Source organism: Microcoleus sp. MOSTC5, assembly GCF_036701825.1.
In the GTDB taxonomy this organism is placed as follows: domain Bacteria; phylum Cyanobacteriota; class Cyanobacteriia; order Cyanobacteriales; family Microcoleaceae; genus Microcoleus; species Microcoleus asticus.
The window spans coordinates 80,521-99,971 of the sequence record NZ_JAUBRK010000004.1; the positions used below are offsets into that span (position 1 = coordinate 80,521).

Annotated in this window: 21 protein-coding genes and 1 pseudogene; 6 read left to right on the top strand and 16 right to left on the bottom strand. The window is 45.2% G+C overall.

The window, feature by feature from the left end; all coding sequences use genetic code 11:
- Nucleotides 1-3: 3 nt before the first annotated feature.
- Nucleotides 4-741 carry a phycocyanobilin:ferredoxin oxidoreductase gene (locus QUA54_RS02895; RefSeq protein WP_172188005.1) on the bottom strand — a complete coding sequence of 246 codons (738 nt, stop codon included), beginning with the start codon at nt 739-741 and terminating at the stop codon, nt 4-6.
- 128 nt (nt 742-869) lie between these two features.
- Between QUA54_RS02895 and tatA the strand changes: the two genes are divergently transcribed.
- Nucleotides 870-1,067 carry a twin-arginine translocase TatA/TatE family subunit gene (gene tatA / locus QUA54_RS02900; protein ID WP_333301729.1) on the top strand — a complete coding sequence of 66 codons (198 nt, stop codon included), beginning with the start codon at nt 870-872 and terminating at the stop codon, nt 1,065-1,067.
- A 468-nt stretch (nt 1,068-1,535) separates the two neighbouring features.
- Here tatA and panB read toward each other — a convergent pair whose 3' ends face one another.
- From panB to QUA54_RS02935, 7 genes are all read right to left on the bottom strand, one after another.
- A complete protein-coding gene (gene panB / locus QUA54_RS02905) occupies nt 1,536-2,312 on the bottom strand; it encodes a 3-methyl-2-oxobutanoate hydroxymethyltransferase (protein ID WP_333413118.1) in 777 nt (258 codons plus the stop codon).
- 155 nt (nt 2,313-2,467) lie between these two features.
- Entirely contained in the window at nt 2,468-2,884 is a 417-nt protein-coding gene (locus tag QUA54_RS02910; RefSeq protein ID WP_333249738.1) for an aspartyl protease family protein, read from the bottom strand.
- Between the two features lie 119 nt (nt 2,885-3,003).
- The gene (locus QUA54_RS02915) at nt 3,004-4,803 is read right to left on the bottom strand and encodes a tetratricopeptide repeat protein (protein WP_333413120.1); all 1,800 of its coding nucleotides are present in this window, start codon (nt 4,801-4,803) and stop codon (nt 3,004-3,006) included.
- A gap of 258 nt (nt 4,804-5,061) precedes the next feature.
- Nucleotides 5,062-6,351 carry an ATP-binding protein gene (locus tag QUA54_RS02920; protein WP_333413122.1) on the bottom strand — a complete coding sequence of 430 codons (1,290 nt, stop codon included), beginning with the start codon at nt 6,349-6,351 and terminating at the stop codon, nt 5,062-5,064.
- A gap of 141 nt (nt 6,352-6,492) precedes the next feature.
- Entirely contained in the window at nt 6,493-7,323 is an 831-nt protein-coding gene (locus tag QUA54_RS02925) for a hypothetical protein (RefSeq protein ID WP_333413124.1), read from the bottom strand.
- A 45-nt stretch (nt 7,324-7,368) separates the two neighbouring features.
- Entirely contained in the window at nt 7,369-7,848 is a 480-nt protein-coding gene (locus tag QUA54_RS02930; protein ID WP_333413126.1) for a hypothetical protein, read from the bottom strand.
- 19 nt (nt 7,849-7,867) lie between these two features.
- Nucleotides 7,868-9,625 carry a serine/threonine-protein kinase gene (locus QUA54_RS02935; RefSeq protein WP_333413128.1) on the bottom strand — a complete coding sequence of 586 codons (1,758 nt, stop codon included), beginning with the start codon at nt 9,623-9,625 and terminating at the stop codon, nt 7,868-7,870.
- Nucleotides 9,626-10,265: 640 nt separating this feature from the next.
- Between QUA54_RS02935 and QUA54_RS02940 the strand changes: the two genes are divergently transcribed.
- The 3 genes from QUA54_RS02940 (at nt 10,266) to QUA54_RS02950 (ending at nt 12,625) form a co-directional block, all read left to right on the top strand.
- Nucleotides 10,266-11,696, top strand: a complete 1,431-nt coding sequence (locus tag QUA54_RS02940) for a form I ribulose bisphosphate carboxylase large subunit (RefSeq protein ID WP_172187991.1) — start codon at nt 10,266-10,268, stop codon at nt 11,694-11,696.
- Between the two features lie 137 nt (nt 11,697-11,833).
- Nucleotides 11,834-12,244, top strand: a complete 411-nt coding sequence (gene rcbX, locus QUA54_RS02945; protein WP_333197277.1) for a RuBisCO chaperone RbcX — start codon at nt 11,834-11,836, stop codon at nt 12,242-12,244.
- A 45-nt stretch (nt 12,245-12,289) separates the two neighbouring features.
- Nucleotides 12,290-12,625: a ribulose bisphosphate carboxylase small subunit gene (locus tag QUA54_RS02950; RefSeq protein WP_333413131.1), complete on the top strand. Its 336-nt coding sequence runs from the start codon at nt 12,290-12,292 to the stop codon at nt 12,623-12,625.
- Nucleotides 12,626-12,747: 122 nt separating this feature from the next.
- Here the strand turns inward: QUA54_RS02950 and QUA54_RS02955 are convergent, their stop codons facing one another.
- The 3 genes from QUA54_RS02955 to QUA54_RS02965 form a co-directional block, all read right to left on the bottom strand.
- Nucleotides 12,748-13,389 carry a restriction endonuclease subunit R gene (locus QUA54_RS02955; protein ID WP_333413133.1) on the bottom strand — a complete coding sequence of 214 codons (642 nt, stop codon included), beginning with the start codon at nt 13,387-13,389 and terminating at the stop codon, nt 12,748-12,750.
- Between the two features lie 177 nt (nt 13,390-13,566).
- Entirely contained in the window at nt 13,567-13,800 is a 234-nt protein-coding gene (locus QUA54_RS02960) for a hypothetical protein (RefSeq protein WP_333413135.1), read from the bottom strand.
- Nucleotides 13,801-13,809: 9 nt separating this feature from the next.
- A complete protein-coding gene (locus QUA54_RS02965) occupies nt 13,810-15,033 on the bottom strand; it encodes a hypothetical protein (RefSeq protein WP_333413137.1) in 1,224 nt (407 codons plus the stop codon).
- 254 nt (nt 15,034-15,287) lie between these two features.
- Here QUA54_RS02965 and QUA54_RS02970 point away from each other — a divergent pair, with 254 nt between their 5' ends.
- A complete protein-coding gene (locus QUA54_RS02970) occupies nt 15,288-15,557 on the top strand; it encodes a hypothetical protein (RefSeq protein ID WP_172187985.1) in 270 nt (89 codons plus the stop codon).
- A 106-nt stretch (nt 15,558-15,663) separates the two neighbouring features.
- On the opposite strand, the gene QUA54_RS02975 is transcribed toward QUA54_RS02970, so the two are convergent.
- Nucleotides 15,664-16,038: a hypothetical protein gene (locus QUA54_RS02975; protein WP_333413139.1), complete on the bottom strand. Its 375-nt coding sequence runs from the start codon at nt 16,036-16,038 to the stop codon at nt 15,664-15,666.
- 261 nt (nt 16,039-16,299) lie between these two features.
- Here QUA54_RS02975 and QUA54_RS02980 point away from each other — a divergent pair, with 261 nt between their 5' ends.
- Nucleotides 16,300-16,869, top strand: a complete 570-nt coding sequence (locus tag QUA54_RS02980) for a Uma2 family endonuclease (RefSeq protein WP_333413141.1) — start codon at nt 16,300-16,302, stop codon at nt 16,867-16,869.
- 7 nt (nt 16,870-16,876) lie between these two features.
- Here QUA54_RS02980 and ruvC read toward each other — a convergent pair whose 3' ends face one another.
- The 4 genes and pseudogenes from ruvC to QUA54_RS03000 all read right to left on the bottom strand — a co-directional run.
- Nucleotides 16,877-17,410: a crossover junction endodeoxyribonuclease RuvC gene (gene ruvC / locus QUA54_RS02985; protein WP_172187982.1), complete on the bottom strand. Its 534-nt coding sequence runs from the start codon at nt 17,408-17,410 to the stop codon at nt 16,877-16,879.
- A gap of 90 nt (nt 17,411-17,500) precedes the next feature.
- Nucleotides 17,501-18,616 carry a magnesium chelatase ATPase subunit I gene (bchI, locus tag QUA54_RS02990; RefSeq protein WP_445301522.1) on the bottom strand — a complete coding sequence of 372 codons (1,116 nt, stop codon included), beginning with the start codon at nt 18,614-18,616 and terminating at the stop codon, nt 17,501-17,503.
- 126 nt (nt 18,617-18,742) lie between these two features.
- Entirely contained in the window at nt 18,743-19,048 is a 306-nt protein-coding gene (locus tag QUA54_RS02995) for a DUF4926 domain-containing protein (protein WP_333413252.1), read from the bottom strand.
- A gap of 27 nt (nt 19,049-19,075) precedes the next feature.
- Nucleotides 19,076-19,399: pseudogene (locus QUA54_RS03000) on the bottom strand (DUF6883 domain-containing protein); the annotation flags it as partial.
- Nucleotides 19,400-19,451: the final 52 nt, after the last annotated feature.

A 19,451-nucleotide genomic window follows, 5' to 3' on the forward strand; every position in this document is an offset into this window, starting at 1 on the left:
CAGCTATTTAGGAAAATCAAACAGCACCTCAGTCATGTAATGTTCGGCCCAATCTTGACCGAAAGCTTTTTCGAGTACGCGGCGGGTTTTGTCGTTTTGCTGCTGCTGGCTGCAGTAGTAAATATGAGCGTCGAGAATTTTCGATTCTTCGGCCGCAGAGACTGGTTCAGAGGCGACTGCCTGTTGGCAGTGAATTTCCACGTAGGATTCAACTATGTCCAGAAATCTGTTTTCTTCTTCCATCGACTCTGGTCGCACAAACAGACAAAATTCTGAGAAAATATCCCCCCATTCTGGAATTTGGCGGGGAGAAGAAAATTGGTTGACGGGCAAAATTTCCAGTTGAGTTCGGTAGGTTTCCGACAAAGTTCGCTCTCGATTGAGGGGAGAAAGGTCTGCGATCGCGGCGCTAACTTGGCCTTTGCCTGCTACTATATCCGTACCGAACATCGGCAAAGCATAATTCGGTCTGGGAAACATCACGCAGTGCAGTATGTCAAGTACCGGCCCGACTTTAGCGAGTTCGAGGTGTATTTTGCGGAACTGGGGCGTTTGATAGCAGCGGTTTTCAATGATCAGTTTTTCTCCTTCCAAGCGCCCTTCTACGTATCCCAACTCAGCGGGCAGGTGGTAGGGTTCCAGGTCTAGATAGCGGTGCCATACTGCTTCCATCCGGTCTGCTAAATTGCGGATGAGGTAGTGCTGTTGTTCGCGGAGGGAAGGCTGGGATATTTCTAACATTCCTATTTATCGGGGGATAGCTTAATAAAACTTGATTCTACTGTTGCAGGATGCAGGAAAAAAGGTAGATACTTTAACAATATCAGTAGATTGACTTACGATCGAGCAAGTTTTACAGGAGATTTTGTATGTTTGGTCTGGGATTGCCCGAAATGGGCATTATTGCGGTAGTCGCTATTCTAATTTTTGGCCCCAAGAAAATTCCTGAGTTGGGAAATGCTTTGGGCAAAACGCTGCGGAGTTTCAAGGAAGGGGTAGGTCTAGGTGATGATGAATCGGTCCAGAAGGAGAAGGAGAATGAGGAAGAGGGTCAGCCGAAGGTGTAAATTAGGTTTTTAGTGAGGAACTTATACCGAATCCGGGTTAGAAATCCGCGCTCTGACTCAGCGGTTGAAATTGATCGTACACAAACTTTCGCCCCTCTCTTGGAGACTAACAAATAAAGGGGGTATTTAAGCCAGATTTGGTATGAATTCTGCGGTTGAAACCGCTCCTCAACAAAGTTTCGTTCCTCTCTAAAAGATTAAGAAATAAGGCGTGTTTAAGCCCATTTTGGTATTAAGTGTGCGGTTGAAACGCTCCTCAACAAATTTTCTTTCTTCTCCAAGAGGCTAAGAAATAAAGGGGTATTTAAGCCACATTTAATATTAAGATGTACAGGACTTAATTTTGACGTTCCTATTTCTTGAAACTATCGTGTGGGGGCAGTAAAAAGCGCTCCACAAGTTAAATATAAATGCCGCCACAGCTTAGTTTGAGCGAGTTTTATGAGGGCTGAAGCCCTCACTACGAATTTATTCTATAAATTTTTGTTCTCTAACTTCGAGGGAATAATCTTTGACAGCTTGGGTAATCGTTTCTCGCAAATTGGCGTAAGCTTTCGCAAAAGGCGGCTGTTTTTCAGAAAGTCCCAACAAATCGGAAGTAACTAAAACTTGACCGTCGCAGTGCGGCCCGGCCCCGATACCAATGGTGGGTATAGTTAATTTTTGGGTAATTTGAGCCGCTAAGTCTGAGGGAATGTGTTCTAGCACGATCGCAAAAGCACCGGCTTCTTGAAGCGCGATCGACTCTGCTATGATGCGATCGGCTGCTTCGGCTGTTTTTCCTTGTTTTTTGTAGCCGAGTTGGTGTACCGACTGCGGAGTTAAACCGACGTGTCCCATCACCGGAATTCCGGCGGATGTCAGTTGCAAAACTGTGGCGGCCATTGCTGGATATCCACCTTCTAATTTTACAGCTTGAGCCCCTGTTTCTTTCAAAACTCTCCCGGCCGAGTGCATGGCTTGCTGCGGACTTTCTTGGTATGTCAAAAACGGCAAATCGACAACAATTAATGCTTGTTCAACTCCGCGGCGCACAGCTTTAGCGTGGTGCAGCATTTCATCCAGAGTTAGCGGTAGCGTAGTTTCGTAGCCTAAGACTGTCATGGCGAGGGAATCGCCGACTAGGATGATATCTACGCCTGCTCGATCGATGAGTTGAGCGATCGCATAATCATAACCTGTCAGGGCAACAATTGACCGCCCTTGTTGTTTCCACTGAATTAATTGATGAGTAGTGACTGACATTTTAGTGCAAAAATATAATATTATCTCCTGCTATTACTTATAATATCAAATCCGGGTTCCATACTCGTCGATCATTCGGAGCTTGAAATCGCTTCTTGTCAAACCAAGTCCGAGCAGAGGGGGACTAAGAGTAAGAGGCGAAAATTATCGGGATTTTATACCCGAATATAACTTTGGCTTCCCTCTGCCGGCAAAACAATCAACCGCTGATTTTTCAAGTCCGGTTCTAAACCCAAATCTTCGAGAGGTATTAAGCCGAGTAAAGGTTCTTCTCCTGCGGGAATTTCTACACAATCATACCTGCCTTCTCGTCCAGCTACGGCAAGAGTGACATCTTTGAACAGACGAAATTTTCTGGTTCCTATTGCCGTATGTCCGTCGATTTCACCTAGCATTGGCAAACCCAACTGACTGATAATATCTGCTGGTAAGCAGAGTCGAGTTGCTCCTGTATCGACTAAGACGTTATCGATGGTGATAGAGCGTATTTGCTCTGCGGGGATGAACCCTCTTTCTCCCAGAATTTCATCGATGTGATTGGTGACGGTTATTGTTGCGGTGACTCTGCCCATTTTTTTGTCCTTTTGTTTTGCTATAGAATGTTTACGTTACTTTTCGACTAAATAATCTATAATCTAGGCTGCATATTGTACATTTTAACAATATTTGTAACTAAGAGCGATATTTTTATTTATTCCTGAAGTTCTGCTAATAACAGTTCCCCGAAAGGATGTTTTTGCAATTGCTCAAATGTCAAATGTCCTTTACTTATTCCTTCACGCCACAGCCCAACATAATTTCCCCAAACTATGAGAACATGAGGATGATTTTCTGACAATTTTCTGCGAATAATTTCCACAGCTTGCAAAAACAGCGACTCCGCTTCCGAGTACCTACCTTGGGATTGATAAAGTCCGGCTAAATTGTTGAGGTGAGTAGCTAAACTGGGATGGTCTTCAGGAAGCGATCGCCTGTCTATTTCCACAGCTTGCAAATACAGCGGTTCCGCTTCCGAGTACCTTCCTTGGGATTTATAAAATAGGGCTAAATTGTTGAGGTGAGTAGCTACATCGGGATGGTCTTCAGGAAGCGATCGCCTGTGTATTTCCCCAGCTTGCAAATACAGCGGTTCCGCTTCCGAGTACCTTCCTTGGGATTGATAAAGTTCGGCTAAATTATTGAGGTGATTAGCTAAAATGGGATGGTCTTCAGGAAGCGATCGCCTGTGTATTTCCCCAGCTTGCAAAAACAGCGGTTCCGCTTCCGAGTACCTGCCTTGGGATTCATAAAGTCCGGCTAAATTATTGAGGTGATTAGCTAAAATGGGATGGTCTTCAGGAAGCGATCGCCTGTGTATTTCCACAACTTGCAAAAACAGCGGTTCTGCTTCCGAGTACCTTCCTTGGAAATAATAAAGTCCGGCTAAATTGTTGAGGTGAGTGGCTAAACTGGGATGGTCTTCTGGGAGCGATCGCCTGTGTATTTCCACAACTTGCAAAAACAGAGATTCCGCTTCCGAGTACCTTCCTTGGGAACGATAAAGTCCGGCTAAATTGTTGAGGTGAGTGGCTAAACTGGGATGGTCTTCTGGGAGTGATCGCCTGTGTATTTCCAATGCTTGCAAAAACAGCGGTTCTGCTTCCGAGTACCTGCCTTGGGATTTATAAAGTGCGGCGAGGTAACTCAAATTACTGGATAATTGCGCTTCCAAATCTAACTCTTGTTGAATGGCGATCGCCTTTTTAAAACAGTCGATCGCCAATTCATATTCTTGCTGAAAGTTTTCGCACTCTCCAGACTCTATCCTTCTGTCATAAATCTTCCCCATACTCGCATAAAAACTTGCCAAACTGGGGTCTTGGAGTCCTTTTTTCTGTTCTGTTCGCGCGATTAAATCCTGCAAATCTTCCAGCGGAATCAAACTCGGCGGTTCGCGATCGTCCTCTTCAACTAGGGATCGAAAGGGTTCAAATTCAGTTTTGGTAATAGCCGCAGTTTTTTTAGTATCAAAGCGAAACACACCTTTCCGCCAACTCCAAAAATCAGGAGATTCATTGCTAATCAAAACTTCAATTTGTCGCGTCACCCACAAGACAATCGAAAACGGAAACTCCCGCAATGCTTCCCGCGTCCATTGCAAATATCCAAAAAACACTTCTTGTTCCGATCGACTTTCGCCAAATTGTTTAAAAAACCGCAGTTTTTCCACACCCGTCACGGTGATAACGGCTTTTCCCCGCTGCTGCAAATATGCTTCTTGTTCGACTAAATTGGCGATCGCCGATCGCAAACTCGGTTCACCCCTCGCCAATTCTACGCGATAGCGGCGGATATCCGGTTCGAGTTCTGCTTCATAATCCGAAATCAGGCGATCGCGACAGTCGCTATCATCGCAAACTGCGATTAGCAAGTTGAGAATATCTTTACCCGCTTCTATTGACACGAGTAAATCTTCATAATTATCTTGGTTTTGACTGTTGAGATTCGACATAATTAATTGTCATTAGTATCGAAGTCTCGATCCCCCTAAATCCCCTTAATAAGGGGGACTTTGAGAATACTCTTGTCCCTCCCTTATTAAGGGGGACTTTGAGAATACTCTTGTCCCCCCCTTATTAAGGGGGGTTAGGGGGGATCGACTTTGGACTCAGACATTACCTTAGTCGGCATAGGCCGACTTTGTTTGTGTAGCAACGGTTTCAACCGCCGTTTTAACGCCAAGTTTAATTGTTGAGTATAAAAGAAATTATTAACGCGGAAAATCATCTCGCTGCTTTAACAATTCTAGCACGATCGGGTGAATGTCGTACCACAAAACACCATTGCGATACTCCAAAACATACAACCCGTGCAGCAAGTCCAAAAACCCTTGTGCTTTCGGGTCAGCGGGTTTAAAATCTCTGTAAGTTGCAATCAACATCTCATAATCAGTCGTTCCCAAACGGGTATCGAAATCGATCCGCAATTTATTAATCGCTTCCTCAAACACCTCAGCATTAATTTTAACCGCAGCTTCTGGATTCCGCCGCACCAACCGCAAACAAATGCGGCAGCATTCGTTTGCAATTCTAATCAATTCTCGCAATACTCCACCGCTGTATGCGACAACGCGATCGAGTGTTTCCGGTTCGATCAATTCGCTTCCCAAACGTTTAGCTAAAATCTCTTTCAATCTCGCCGCCGGTTCCGCCATTGCAACAGCATCAGCATTTCGGCTTTCGCCGCGTTTAAACAGCTTTGTGACTGGCATGAACACGATTTGATCGTTAGTTTCTGTTTCCACGGTAGCGGCCAAAGAGACATCTCGCAGCGCGGAAATAGGAGTCGTTAAAATCATCCTAAAATTCGGCAAAAACAGCGCTTTGATATGTTCTTGATAAACTTGGCGAACGACACCTAAATCCAACTTGTCCAGGTCATCAATCACTACAATTACGTCTTTTTGCGCGCCTTTTTGAACTACGGCAGCAATCTCGTTAATTCTGGCAACCAAATCCGAAACTTTGCGAATAAACTCTTGTTTGATTTCTTCGCGAATCGTCGCATCAGCTTTTAACTTGCCTTGAATCATCTTAAACAAGTCAAACCCCACCGATCCGCTGGCGCCCAATTCGTCAATTGTTGTTTTAGTTTTAGTGGCAAACCAGTTATAAAATGATTCTTTAATTGATTCTTTGATGGGAATTTGCTGTTTTTCCGCTGCATCCATCAACTGAACTGCGATCGCAAACAAGATATTGATATGATTGACATCCGACATTTCAATCAAGTCGGAAATTGAGAAAAAGACGGTAAAATAGCGATCGTCCATCTGGCGGCAAAACTCAGCCAACAGTGTAGACTTGCCACAACCGCGATGTCCGCTAAAAATAATTTTACCCCTACCGGAAGGGTCATCTTCTACTAATTGCTCTAATTGTTCGAGAACCTCCGTCCCGTATTCTACTCGGAAGTTTTCCACTTCTTTCGGAGTTATCAGCGGCGATAACTCCATATTTGCATAGGCTGTCCGAAAAGATTCTAGTAATATTTTTGACATGGCACTCTGAGGCTATTATTTAATCTTATGGACGATTATAAGCTTTCTAGCACCTAAATTGTAGATTTTTGGGCAGGTAAGATACCCACCCCACAAGAGTTTTTTTGTGTCCGTAGATATCCCGGATTTTTTACCGATCGGTCATTTAGGTGCTGTCCCCGATCGAACTGGCGATCGCAAATCTTGCGTCAAATTCCAACATCCATTGCGATGCTCAAAAATATAAGCACCGGGTTCTCCATAAGTGCGGATCGGATCGCCATTGTTATCTTCTGCTTCCATATCTATACCAAACTCGGCTTTCACATAATCTACGCGGAATGTTCGGCGATCGATCTTTTTGACATTTATTTTCAGTTTATTGTTCAGTTGCTCGCGGAGGCTAAGTTTTTTTGTCGAAGAGTCCACATAGATGTACGAATAGTCGATTAAGCCAATTCTAAAATCATCGTAGTTTTGCTTACCGATCACCTTTAAAAGCTTGCTGGGATTTTGATAATCTCGGATTTGGATATCCGACCAAGTATAGGTATTGCGTATCTCTTTGTTTTGATAGTCGTAGCCTCTAACAAAATCCTGGAAAAAGCTTCGGTATTCCTCTAGCGAACACGATACAGGCGCCGATTTTCTCGGACTCTCGATTTGCGATACTTTGACATTTGCGATCGAATGTCGATCGACACTAACATCGTTTTGGTTTGTCCAAAAGTCAGGGCTCGCATTGTGGCGTTGCAAAACTGCGGGATGATTTTGATTGTTTTGTGGGATGGGCGTCCCGCCCGTCCGCTGTATTTTCAAAGCAGGCGGGACGCCTACCCCACAAGAATCACCCTCAAATTTTGCAACGCCTGCATTCGAGATTGCTACAGATTCCTGTGCTGTTTTGGCAGCATTTGAAGCTTTCGTAGAAGAGTCGGCACAGACTCCTATTAATGCTAGCAACAACAGAGCCATCATCTTTCTGTAATTCATGCAGATTTGTCCTCCATCAATGCTTCAATGTGATGCGATCGAATCTCACAGTCCACAATTAGAAATAAACATCTCGCGTCGCATTGCTAACCATTCATTGCTGCTGGCTTTATCACCTATACTAATTTGCTGCCCTGTCGTTTGAGGATGACGGCTATAAAAAATTATATCTGCAAGGCGATCGTAGGTTTGCTCGTATGTTTCGCCGTTAATTACTGTGAATTCCCATCCTATATCTCCTGGTTCGGGCCTATTGCAGACTTCTTGTGCGGGCTTAACTCGCGGATCGATTTCTGCGCGTAATCTCTGCCATTCATTTATATAGTTGCGATCGCCAGCTTGCAGTTTTCGATTGTTGAGTTCAGGATTAACCTTGTAGAACAAGAAATCCGTTAATCTATCAACGGTTCGATCGCGCGATTCGGCTTTGGCTAGATTGGCCCCACCGAGCACAAGGGCGATCGCCAGAGCACAAACCATTGAAAATCTTGAGACTGGTTTAATTGACAGCGACTTGAGTAGCATATTGATTTGGTGTTAATTTCTACCGCCAACCCAACCACCTTAACAGCGGCACAATTAAATAATGACTTACTCCCAAACAAAGCCCGATCGCACTTCCCAACAAACCAAAAAACACAATTGATCCCCAAATTTGCAGCCAGCCTAATGTAGCGTTAGACAGTGACAAAATCCCCAAGAAACTCCCCGGAAAAATGTTCCAAGCATTCAGAAACAGAAACATTCCCGTAGAGAAAACAGCCACTACCAAAGCGTGAACTAATTGATGGCTGCGCAAACCCATTCCCACAGTCAGAGAGGCGATCGCAAAAGCTCCCAAAATAACCCCCTGCACGCCGCTAGAAGCTGTTGCTTCCATCCAGCACAAACCCGCCAACAAATAGCCCTGAGCTCCCATCAATCCAGACAGCCAATACTGTTTTTGCTGGCGAAAACTCCCCGCATCCGTCAAACCGATCGCAGTTCCCAACCCCGCAAATCCAAACAGCAGCACTTCCGGCCCGACAGCGAAAGTCATATTAGGAATTAATTGGTGCAAACCTTCATTCAGAAAACTGGCAATTTCCGGGCCAAGAGGCGAAGCATAGCCCAAAACCAAACCGCCGATCGCCCCCGCACTTCCACCAACGCCACCGAGCACCATTTCCCAGCCGGTATCCAGAGAAGCTACCACCATTTGGGCGATCGCGCCGAACAGCAAAACCGTCAAACTTGCCGTTTTTTGTGCCCCCGCCACCACTACTTGCCGGCAGAATTCTAAAATAGCTTGACCCATTGGGGCGATCGCGATTTTGCCCTTACTCCTAGCATAAATCTCCTGCAAACGCGCCCGAACATCGCCAGCCGTCGCCGGACGCTGCTGCACGTTCGATCGCACCATATCGTCCAACAAATTCGCCAAAGCCGGACTCACAGATACAATGTGGCGCCACCGCAACTCTCCCGTCATCGGATCTTCAATTTCCGCCGGATACTTCCCCGTCAGCAAATGAATGCAAGTCCGCCCGAGGGCATAAAAATCCGTCGCCGGCACGACACCGCCTCCCACAATTTGTTCCGGCGGACTGTACCCGGGCGAAATCAACCGCGTCGAACTCGGAGAATCTTTCCCCACCCGTTCGACACCGCCCATTTGTTTAACTCCCCCAAAGTCGATCGCCACCAATTGCAGTCCGCCCAAACCCTTGTTAAGCAATACTTGGGGCGATTCCGGGTCTCGCAGCATCAAATTTGAGGGTTTAATGTCGCGGTGAATAATCTGACACCTGTGCAACTCCTCTAAAATTTCCACAGCTTGACTCAGCCAACTAAACACCCATTCCTGCGGACAGCCCTGAGGGTGTTCGTCGAGAACTTCTTCTAAAGTTTTGCCGTGAATCTTTTCCATTACCAAGCAAGGCAGTCGCTTCGCAGCAGGATTTCCCTCACCGCCTGCAAAATTTTGGGTTTGGACGTGAAAATAACCGTCAGGATCGACTCTAGGGACGCCTGGGTGCCGCAAAAGTGCCAAAACCCAAGCTTCTTGCTCGAACAGTTTCAGCGCTTTCGGGGCAGTTTCGAGCAACACTTTCAGGACGCGCTCGGTTTGAGTTTCTGTGTCCCAAACTGTGAAAATCGCTGCAAAACCCCCGGAACCGAGGCCTTGTAGAGGCACGTAGCGATTTTTTAGCCGCAGCGGTGCCCCGCAACTATGACAAAAATTGTTGCCCCAAGTCTGAGGGTAGGGCCTTGGGCAATCTGGATTGATGCAGTGGACGGCTTTTGAAGGGGGGTGAGGCACAACCAGAGTAAAAATGGGGCTAAATATCCATAGTAGACTTACGCGCTGCTAAGGCAGAAACCAGGTTTTCAGCGAGGTTAAATTGCTGTAACGACGGATTTGGTTTGAGAAACAAGCTTGCTGCACAAGTCCTGTCCATATTATGTGCTATGCTGTCGATTTTTGAGTTGGCGGTCTGAGAGTCAATCGATTTTAGATTTTAGATTTTAGATTTTAGATTTTAAATTGCTACATACTAAATTGTAGTTGAGATCGATCGGGCGATCGATCTCAACTGCCAACCACAGCTTTAGGTATTTCTAACTAATTTCCGCTGACTCATTACCCATTACCAATTCTGATTTTTAAGTATTAAATTCTTTACATAAACAGTATTTATCCGCTGTTCGGCTCGCTGCACAATATATTTCCCTCGATCGAAATTCCTCTTCCGGCTCTGCGATCCCCAGCCTTTCCTCCTGCATCCTTGGTCGCTTACATTCTATAAGATATGTTACAAATATTTTCCTAATGTAAAGCAAAATAAATAATACTTATGATGATTAAAAGAATATTAAAATTCCAGAGCGCCAGTTTATTGATATATTTTTAACAGCCTGCGATCGGGCAAAAAAATTAAGCGAATACTAGGAAGCGAGATATGGCTTACGCGCAAACCCAAACTCAATCAAAGGCTGGGTATAAAGCCGGAGTTCAAGACTATAAACTAACGTATTACACGCCGGACTACACGCCGAAAGATACAGATATTTTGGCTGCTTTCCGCGTCACACCGCAGCCGGGAGTTCCCCCAGAAGAAGCTGGAGCTGCTGTGGCTGCTGAATCTTCTACAGGTACATGGACGACTGTTTGGACTGACCTCCTGACCGACCTCGACCGCTACAAAGGTCGCTGCTACGACATCGAGCCAGTTCCCGGCGAAGACAACCAATACATCTGCTTCATTGCTTATCCTTTGGATTTGTTTGAAGAAGGTTCCGTCACCAACTTGCTGACCTCTTTGGTCGGTAACGTTTTCGGTTTCAAAGCCCTGCGCGCTCTGCGGTTGGAAGATTTGCGGGTACCCATTGCTTACCTGAAAACCTTCCAAGGCCCTCCTCACGGTATTACCGTTGAGCGGGACAAATTGAACAAGTACGGCCGTCCTTTGCTGGGCTGTACAATTAAACCCAAATTGGGTCTGTCTGCTAAGAACTACGGCCGTGCCGTTTACGAAGTTCTGCGCGGCGGTTTGGACTTCACCAAAGACGACGAAAACATCAACTCGCAACCGTTCATGCGCTGGCGCGATCGTTTCTTGTTCGTTCAAGAAGCTATTGAAAAAGCTCAAGCAGAAACCGGCGAAGTCAAGGGCCACTACCTCAACGTAACTGCCCCCACCTGCGAAGAAATGATGGAGCGGGCTGAGTTCGCTAAGGAAATCAAAACCCCCATCATCATGCACGACTACCTAACCGGTGGTTTCACTGCAAACACCACCTTGGCCAAATGGTGCCGCCGCAACGGTATCTTGCTGCACATTCACCGCGCCATGCACGCCGTGATTGACCGTCAGAAAAACCACGGTATCCACTTCCGCGTGCTTGCCAAGTGCTTGCGGATGTCCGGCGGCGACCACCTGCACTCCGGTACAGTTGTGGGCAAACTCGAAGGCGAAAAAGGCATCACGATGGGCTTCGTAGACTTGATGCGCGAAGACCACATCGAAGAAGACCGCAGCCGCGGTATTTACTTCACCCAAGATTGGGCCTCCATGCCCGGTGTCATGCCGGTTGCATCTGGCGGTATCCACATCTGGCATATGCCGGCTTTGGTGGAAATCTTCGGCGACGACTCCTGCTTGCAGTTCGGCGGCGGCACCTTGGGCCACCCTTGGGGCAACGCACCTGGTGCAACTGCTAACCGCGTTGCTTTGGAAGCTTGCGTCCAAGCTCGTAACGAAGGTCGCAACTTGATGCGCGAAGGCGGCGACGTGATCCGCGAAGCTTGCAAATGGTCTCCTGAACTCGCTGTTGCTTGCGAACTCTGGAAAGAAATCAAGTTTGAGTTCGAGGCAATGGATACTGTTTGATGATTTTGGGTTTGAGATTTTAGGTTTTAGGTCGCAAACTTGCTGGGAAGTCTTTATCTTTGAAGAAGATTTACCAGTAAGTTTGCATCCAAAATCTAAAATCCAAAATCTAAAATTTGAGGGAGCTGGGGTCAAAAATGGATCTCAAACAAGTTGCGAAAGACACCGCTAAGGTGCTGGCAAGTTACCTAACCTATCAATCCGTGCGGATGGTGGTCGCTCAGTTGAGCGAAACCAATCCTCCTCTGGCAATCTGGTTGAACGACTTTTCCACTAAGGGCAAAATCCAAGATGGAGAAGCTTACATTCAAGAGTTGCTGAGGGAAAATCAAGATTTAGGATTTCGGATCATGACTGTGCGAGAGTATCTGGCTCACGATGTGACAGAATATTTGCCAGAAATGGTTTCTACTGGCATTCAACAGGCGAATATGGAACACAGACGCCAGCATTTAGAGCGAACTACGCAACTTAATTGGTCTGTTTCTAGCAGTAATCCTGAAACATCAATAGATTCTGAACCGAATCTGGATAATTTGTCGAGTTAATCGATCGACAAGTGCGATCGAACACACACCTTAGAGATACAAAAAATGAAGACTTTACCTAAAGAGCGTCGTTACGAAACTCTGTCCTATTTGCCCCCGCTGAATGACGCCCAAATTGGCAAGCAACTCCAGTACATCCTGGATCAAGGCTACATTCCCGGCGTAGAATTCAACGAAACCTCTGCTGCTGAAATGCGCTACTGGACTTTGTGGAAGTTGCCTTTGTTTGGTGCTCGCAGCGTCAAAGAAATCATGTCTGAAATTCAAGCTTGCCGCCAAGAAAATCCGACGTGCTACATCCGCGTCATGGGTTTTGACAACGTGAAGCAGTGCCAAGTGCTGAGCTTCATCGTCCACAAGCCTAACACCAGAGGCTACTAAAAAGTATTGGCTGGCTAATCTAAATTTTAGGTTAACAGTCATTGCAGATTAGAGGCAGGGAAAATTCCCTGCCTCTTTTTTTATGTTTGTACTAAGGACTTTAATCCTTCTTCTTCCTTCTGCTATAGCTTACAAATAGCTTTTAAAACTTGCAGCAACAAAATTGAAGGTTCAGGCTCCATCATAGTCAGAAAGGGCATTAGCTGATAGGTTGGGGGATTTCCTCTTCGGATATTGACAAACTGATAAAACTCTCCGCTAGTTGCCAATCCCCAAACAGACTCTTGATATTCTAAACTTTTAGAGGCGTAATTTAGAAGTTGGGGCAAACCAGCGCGGGGAGCAATTAGACTATTTTTAGATTCTATTACTAAAACCCAAAATGGTATATCAGCGGCAATTTGTTTCTCTTTATTGATTGCTAAAATGTCAAATCTGCCTGTAATCGTTGTGTCTTCATGTTCTATAGTTATGTTAGCAATCTCTTGTTCTAGACTCATCTTGATTGGGCGGCGGTAGAAGCCAGCCAATCGCATTAAGGGAAACGTAGTTAAAGCCTGTACCAGTCCTTCAGAGACTCTTTCCACTGAGAGGTATTCGCGAAAATCGTTGCGGATTTGGGCGAGTTCTAACTGTTCTATCTCTGTTAAGGATTCTAAGGATAAAAAAATTGTGTACGTGTCATTATTAAGCTGCTCTTGGAATTTCAAAAATTGACTTACTTCACCGAGCATTATATTTTTGGCGTTAATAGTTGTTGTCATATTTTGATAGGTATTTAAGTTTTAGTTATAATTATAACATAGAGATTGTGACAGTCAATTTGTACCATTCTTAGGAACAGGCAAGATGCCTGTTCCACGACATATTAAAATATTAAATTTTTTGTGGGGCGGGCATCTTGCCCGCCCATGGAAGTGACAAATGGGATAACTGCGAACCTAATTTATCCTTTCCATCACAATCCCATCAACTACTTCATAACCCCAATTAAAATGTCGATTTGCCAACTGCTGGGCCATGTCATATTCGCCCAAATTGCATAGTTCAACTAACATTTGATATGCTTCATCTCTTTCTCGCTGCAACCTTTCCTGCCGCAGTTTTTCTCTCTCTTGCTCAGAAGGATTTGGTCGCTCTTCTCCCAGCGGATTGATATTGCTAATTCGTTTCATATCCGCCTCCTAAAAAGGGATGGATTCGACTATTTCACCGTCTACTATTTCGTACCCCCAGTCTGGATTTGCAGCTATTTGTTTTTCTACTATACTTCGACCGAGAGGAGTTTGGTAAGCTTTTTGCAAAGAGGAAATACTGGGAATTTCGGCGGGAGTTGGCGATGCTGTTTCAGCAAGTTTCGGCAGTGCTGGAATCTGGTCAGATGTAGATTGATTGAGGGCTAATTGCGGCGCGATCGCCCCTAGTTTCCGCATCACGCTATCCTTGGTGATTTGCGGTTTTTCGTTGAAGGAAGAGGGCAGATATGGGGTGTCAACGCCTTGGCTTTTGGCTTTGAGCGCATCGTCAGCAATACGATCGCACTTTCGCAAAAATCCCTCCCACAAATCTTTGCCCAAAACCGGGTTTCTCAAGTCAGCACGAGCTCTGGAGACTGCTGCTTCTAGCGGTTCTCCTTTGTGGACGTAATACTGAATTCGCTCCTCTTCAAAGGCAGGATAAGGCACTTCCGGCTCTATTTCCCAATCTCGCTTAACTTTCTGACTTTCTCCTAAAGGGATTCCGGCGACAAATTCCTCCCAAAAATTCGAGGCTAAGCCTTTTGTCATACCGTCAATAATTTTAAATGCCCATCCCGAAGGATGACCGAATCCTAAGCTGTGTTCTTTTGCATATTCTTCTAAAGCTCGCTGAAAGTTGTGCAGTTGTTCTTGGGAGTTCCAAGGGCCGCTAAATCGGTAATTTGGGGTGACAGCAACGGCTATTTGCTGGCGGGGTTGCCCGAAATATTTGTCGGTTTTAACTGTATAATTTGGGGGTGATGTTTCGGGGAATATTTCTACAGAGTGATTGTTGTTTTCGCGGGTTGTCTGTGTTGTAATATCCGCAGGATTAATTGTCCAGAAGTTATTGAGTTTTTCCTCGAAAGCGTCAATGTCCGCCCAGAGTTCTAGGGTTTCCGTGTTGGGATTTGGTAGTTTTTCTTTCAAGAGCGATCGCACTTTGAGTTGCTGTCTCGCTAATTCCTGTTCTTCCTGATTTAAACCCGTGGCTTTTTCTATTTCTTTGCTGTTAGTTTTCACCCATTCGCCGGAGTAAGAATGTTGTGCTTGCCATTGCAATAATTGGCACAGAAAAATACTGGCTGTGACTCCGCCGGTGATTTTGGCTAGTTTGGGATAGTAGATAGCGGGATTTCCTAGATTGCCTAAAAATATTCCTATTCTCATTTTGTATATTCTTAATTCCCTGGAATCGTAGGGTGTTTATGGGCGCACCTTACCTTCAATCCTAGCGTGCGCCTAGGCCCACCTTACCTCGACTAAACTAGCATGGAGAAACTTAAGATTTTCTTTAAGCTTCACTCTATTCCCGACTGAATGGAGTTTCTAGAGGAAAGACGGGGATCGCTTATTCGATCGCCTGATTGACAGGACTGAGTTAAACGTAATAATAAATTATTTACTGTACAGATCCTCCCAAAATGAATCCAGAACGCCAAGAGGCTTATTTGAACTTAATCGAGCGAGTGCTTACCTGTCCCAACGGCCAAGAACCAGAGGTTTTGAGTTCCTGTTCCGATTTAATTGATGCGGGATTTGTGCAAATGCTAATCCAGATATCGGCTTCAATGGCCCGCGAAGGTGACGAAGATACTGCTAATTTTTTAGTGCAACTTGCTCGTTTGCTGGGGAAATCTTTGGGTTTGTCGCCGGATTTGGTACCGGCGGGGTACAGCAGTGCACAGGGGTAGACAAGAATGGCGATCGCCTGGTTGTATCGTGTTTTGAAAAATGAGGGCGATTTCCTACCCTTGGGGATAGCTTCGCCTCACCTACTTTTTAAATGTAGCGATGGCTTTACAGTTTATATTCTAGAGGCTCGCAAAAATCATTCACCCCTGTTTTAAATACATAAATAATCACCGAAGTCACCAAAATATCAGGACAAATTTTTGCTGCCACTAAATCTCTAAATGCTGCATTCAATTGTCCGTTTGTCAACTCTTCTTTAACCTCTGATTTGCAGATAGCAACACGGCATCTTTTAGCCAATCCGTCTAACCAATTTTCTGATATATTCGGTTCTTGTCCGGCTTGAATTGCTAGAGATATCGCTGCATCTTCGATGTTACCTTCGCAATCTTCGATTTCATCGAGGGCTTTTAGGGCTGCGGGATATTCGGCTAATTGCGAGCGAAATTGGGCAATTTGTTGTGAGGTAATAATCACCATATTATTTTCCTGTTTTCTCTGCTTGCGGGACAATTTTAGCAATTAAAGTTGCTATTATAGCATTTTTTTGATTTACGTGGGAATTGGGCGATCGAACTTAATTACCTTTTCCACGGATATTTTGCACTTCGTAATAGTCGAGCTGGGGCTTGAACCTCGTATTAAAGCTTAAGTCAGAGCTATGAGGAGGGATGTTAAAATTGACAAAAAGCGGCGCTAAAATAGGTTAGTAGGACTCATATTTCTAGGAAGTTAGGAAAAATGACAACCGTTACTTTAAACTTAGATACTGTCGAACTAACAGATGAACAGTTTTACCGTTTATGCCAAATGAATCGAGATTGGCAATTTGAACGGACTGCTAAAGGAGAAATTATCATTATGTCACCAGTAGGCGGAGTCAGCGGCAATAGAGAAGCCGATTTAATTGGCTTGGTTTGGATGTGGAATCAACAAACGCAGTTAGGGAGAGTGTTTAGTTCTTCAACAATTTTTCGGTTGCCTAATAATGGCGATCGCTCTCCAGACGCAGCTTGGGTTAGCTTGGAAAGATGGTTGGTTTTAACAACAGAAGAACAAGAGAAATTTCCGCCAATATGTCCTGATTTTGTCATAGAATTGCGATCGCGCACAGACCCCCTGCGGCCGCTTCAGGAGAAAATGCAGGAATATCTAAACAGCGGTTTACGCTTGGGTTGGCTGATTAATCCACAAGACCAACAAGTAGAAATTTATCGCCATTCTCGCGAAGTAGAGATTGTACAATTTCCTGTGAGTTTATCGGGAGAAGATGTCTTGCCCGGATTTATGATTAATTTGCCGATGATTTGATTTTGTATCAAATTTTTCCTGTTTCCAACTGTATTTTCTTCGGACAAATATCATCATCGTACCAACCAGTCAAAGCCACCGCCAAAGCATCCGCCGCATCGTCGGGTTTCGGAATATAACCCAACTCTAACTCCCGCGCCACGGCCTCTTGCACTTCAGATTTATCCGCATTACCGCGGCCGGTCAAAGCTTGCTTAATTTGAGCCGGCGTAAACTCGAACAGCGGCACTCCACACTGCGCCAATACTAGGGTCAAAACGCCCCGCGCTTGGGCTACAAGTATCGTATTTCCCATCTTGTAAAAAAACAGTTTTTCGGCAATTGCTAGATCGGGTTTAATCTGTTCAATTACCTCGTGCAAATCGTCGTAAATTGTTTTCAACCGCTGTCCCATTTCCTGTTTTGGCGTTGTTTGTATGACGCCGCAATCAATCAGGGAAACGCTGTTTTTATCTTGTTTGCCGGGGACAATTTGACAGGAAATTGCCCCGTAGCCAAGATTTGCTAAACCCGGATCTAATCCTAAAATTCGTTTTTCCATTGCAGAAATTAGTAATTGGAAATGGGAAATGAGGTATTAAAAATTTGGGAAATGTTTCATCACCACCAATTACCAATTACCAATTACCAATTACCCCTCTGTTGTTTCTAGGCCGAATACCCGATCGAACACTTTTGTCACTTTATAGCCTGAATCTATTGATTCTAGCGGGTCTTTCCGCAATCGGTGCCGCAAACACAGAGTCATCACCCGGCGAATATCGTCCACAGTCACCTCTGTGCGACATTCCAAAGCCGTGAAAGCTTTCGCCGCGCGGTTTGTGACCAAATCGCCCCGCAGTCCGTCTACGTCCAATTCTGCGCAAACTTGGGAGATTTTTACTCGCAAATCTCGATCGATAGTTACCGATTTCAACCTTTCCTGAGCTTCCACCAACTTCTGCTGCATATCATCTTGTTCGTGCTGATATTTCGCGAGAAACTCCGGCGGATTTTGGTCAAAACTCGATCGCTGTTCGACAATTTCCACTCTTAAATTCGGGTCTTTTACAGTCCGAATTTCTGCGTGCATCCCGAATCTGTCGAGCAACTGCGGCCGCAATTCTCCTTCTTCTGGATTCCCGGAACCGATTAAAATAAACTTAGCCGGGTGGCGGATCGAAATGCCTTCTCTTTCCACAGTATTCCAACCGCTGGCGGCGGAGTCGAGCAAAACATCGACTAAATGATCGTCGAGCAAATTGACTTCATCAACGTAAAGAATGCCGCGGTTAGCTTTAGCTAAAAGCCCGGGTTCAAAAGCTTTAACACCTTCCGACAAAGCTTTCTCGATGTCGATCGTACCGCAAACTCGGTCTTCCGTAGCGCCCAAAGGTAAATCTACCATTTGAACTTTCTTGCGCGCGATTTTAAGGTCAGTTTGAGATAAAGTGCGATCGCGCACCTCATCGCTCATCAAATCCGGATCGGTGGGATGACTGTTAAAAGGATCGTCAGCCACCACCTCAATTTCCGGCAGCAAATCAGTGAGGGCGCGGATTGTGGTAGATTTGCCAGTACCTCGATCGCCCATAATCATCACCCCGCCAATTTTGGGATCGATGACATTCAATAGCAGCGCCAGTTTCATCTCCTCCTGGCCAACAATTGCAGTGAAGGGAAAAACAGCGCGGCGGGCTGGGGTAGCGGTAACGGTTGGTAGAACGCCCGCATTCAGGTTATTGCTGACTTCGGCAGTAGGACTCACAGGATAACTCAAAATATAATAATTGCTTGTTTATTGTGACATACAAGCGGACAACAATCGATCGGCAGCCTTGAAATCCAAGTACAGAGTTTGTCTGATTCCTCTCAAAACCCCGCCAAAAACAGACTATTTCTGAGACACAGAACGCGCAAACTCTAAAATTTGTTGCTGGCGTTCATCAGACAAACGTTCAACCATCGCACCTAATAGCTCAGATACAGACAACCAACGCCTTTCTTTCGACTTCCAAACAACTAAAAACTGCTCGGTAGACAGAGTACACAAAGCTATCATTTCGCCACAGCTATCGCTAAATTCTACTTCATATTTTCCATCATCATAACAATCTACAATTGCCCCTCTAACACCCTGGTGCAAATTAGATTCTGGTAATGTTACTAACAATTCGACTGCATCAAATAAGTCGGGCACGATCGTGCTTGCCCTCCGAACGAATAGTCTTACCAGTCTCGCCCCATTACTACCCGGTTCTACGATCCAACCTGTACGGACAATCCCCTGCTGTCCCTGTGCGCCCACAATTTCCAAGTCTACAGTATAGCGCTGTCCGTGTTTGTCATTTAGTCCTAAAACTGCTTCATAATCAAGAGTTTTATCTGAAATCTGTGCTAACAGCAATTCATAGTTTTCTTGGCTAAATCCTCAACGACGCTGAAATATTACAGCTTTATCGCTACCGACTGGATTATCTAAATTAAGAGCATACTCTGTTAATTTTCGAGGATCGATAACGAGATGGCTGACAAGTTCTTTCAGCTTCATGTTTGTTTACATAACACTAATTTTACCACCCAACAGATTAAAGAGCTGTTTT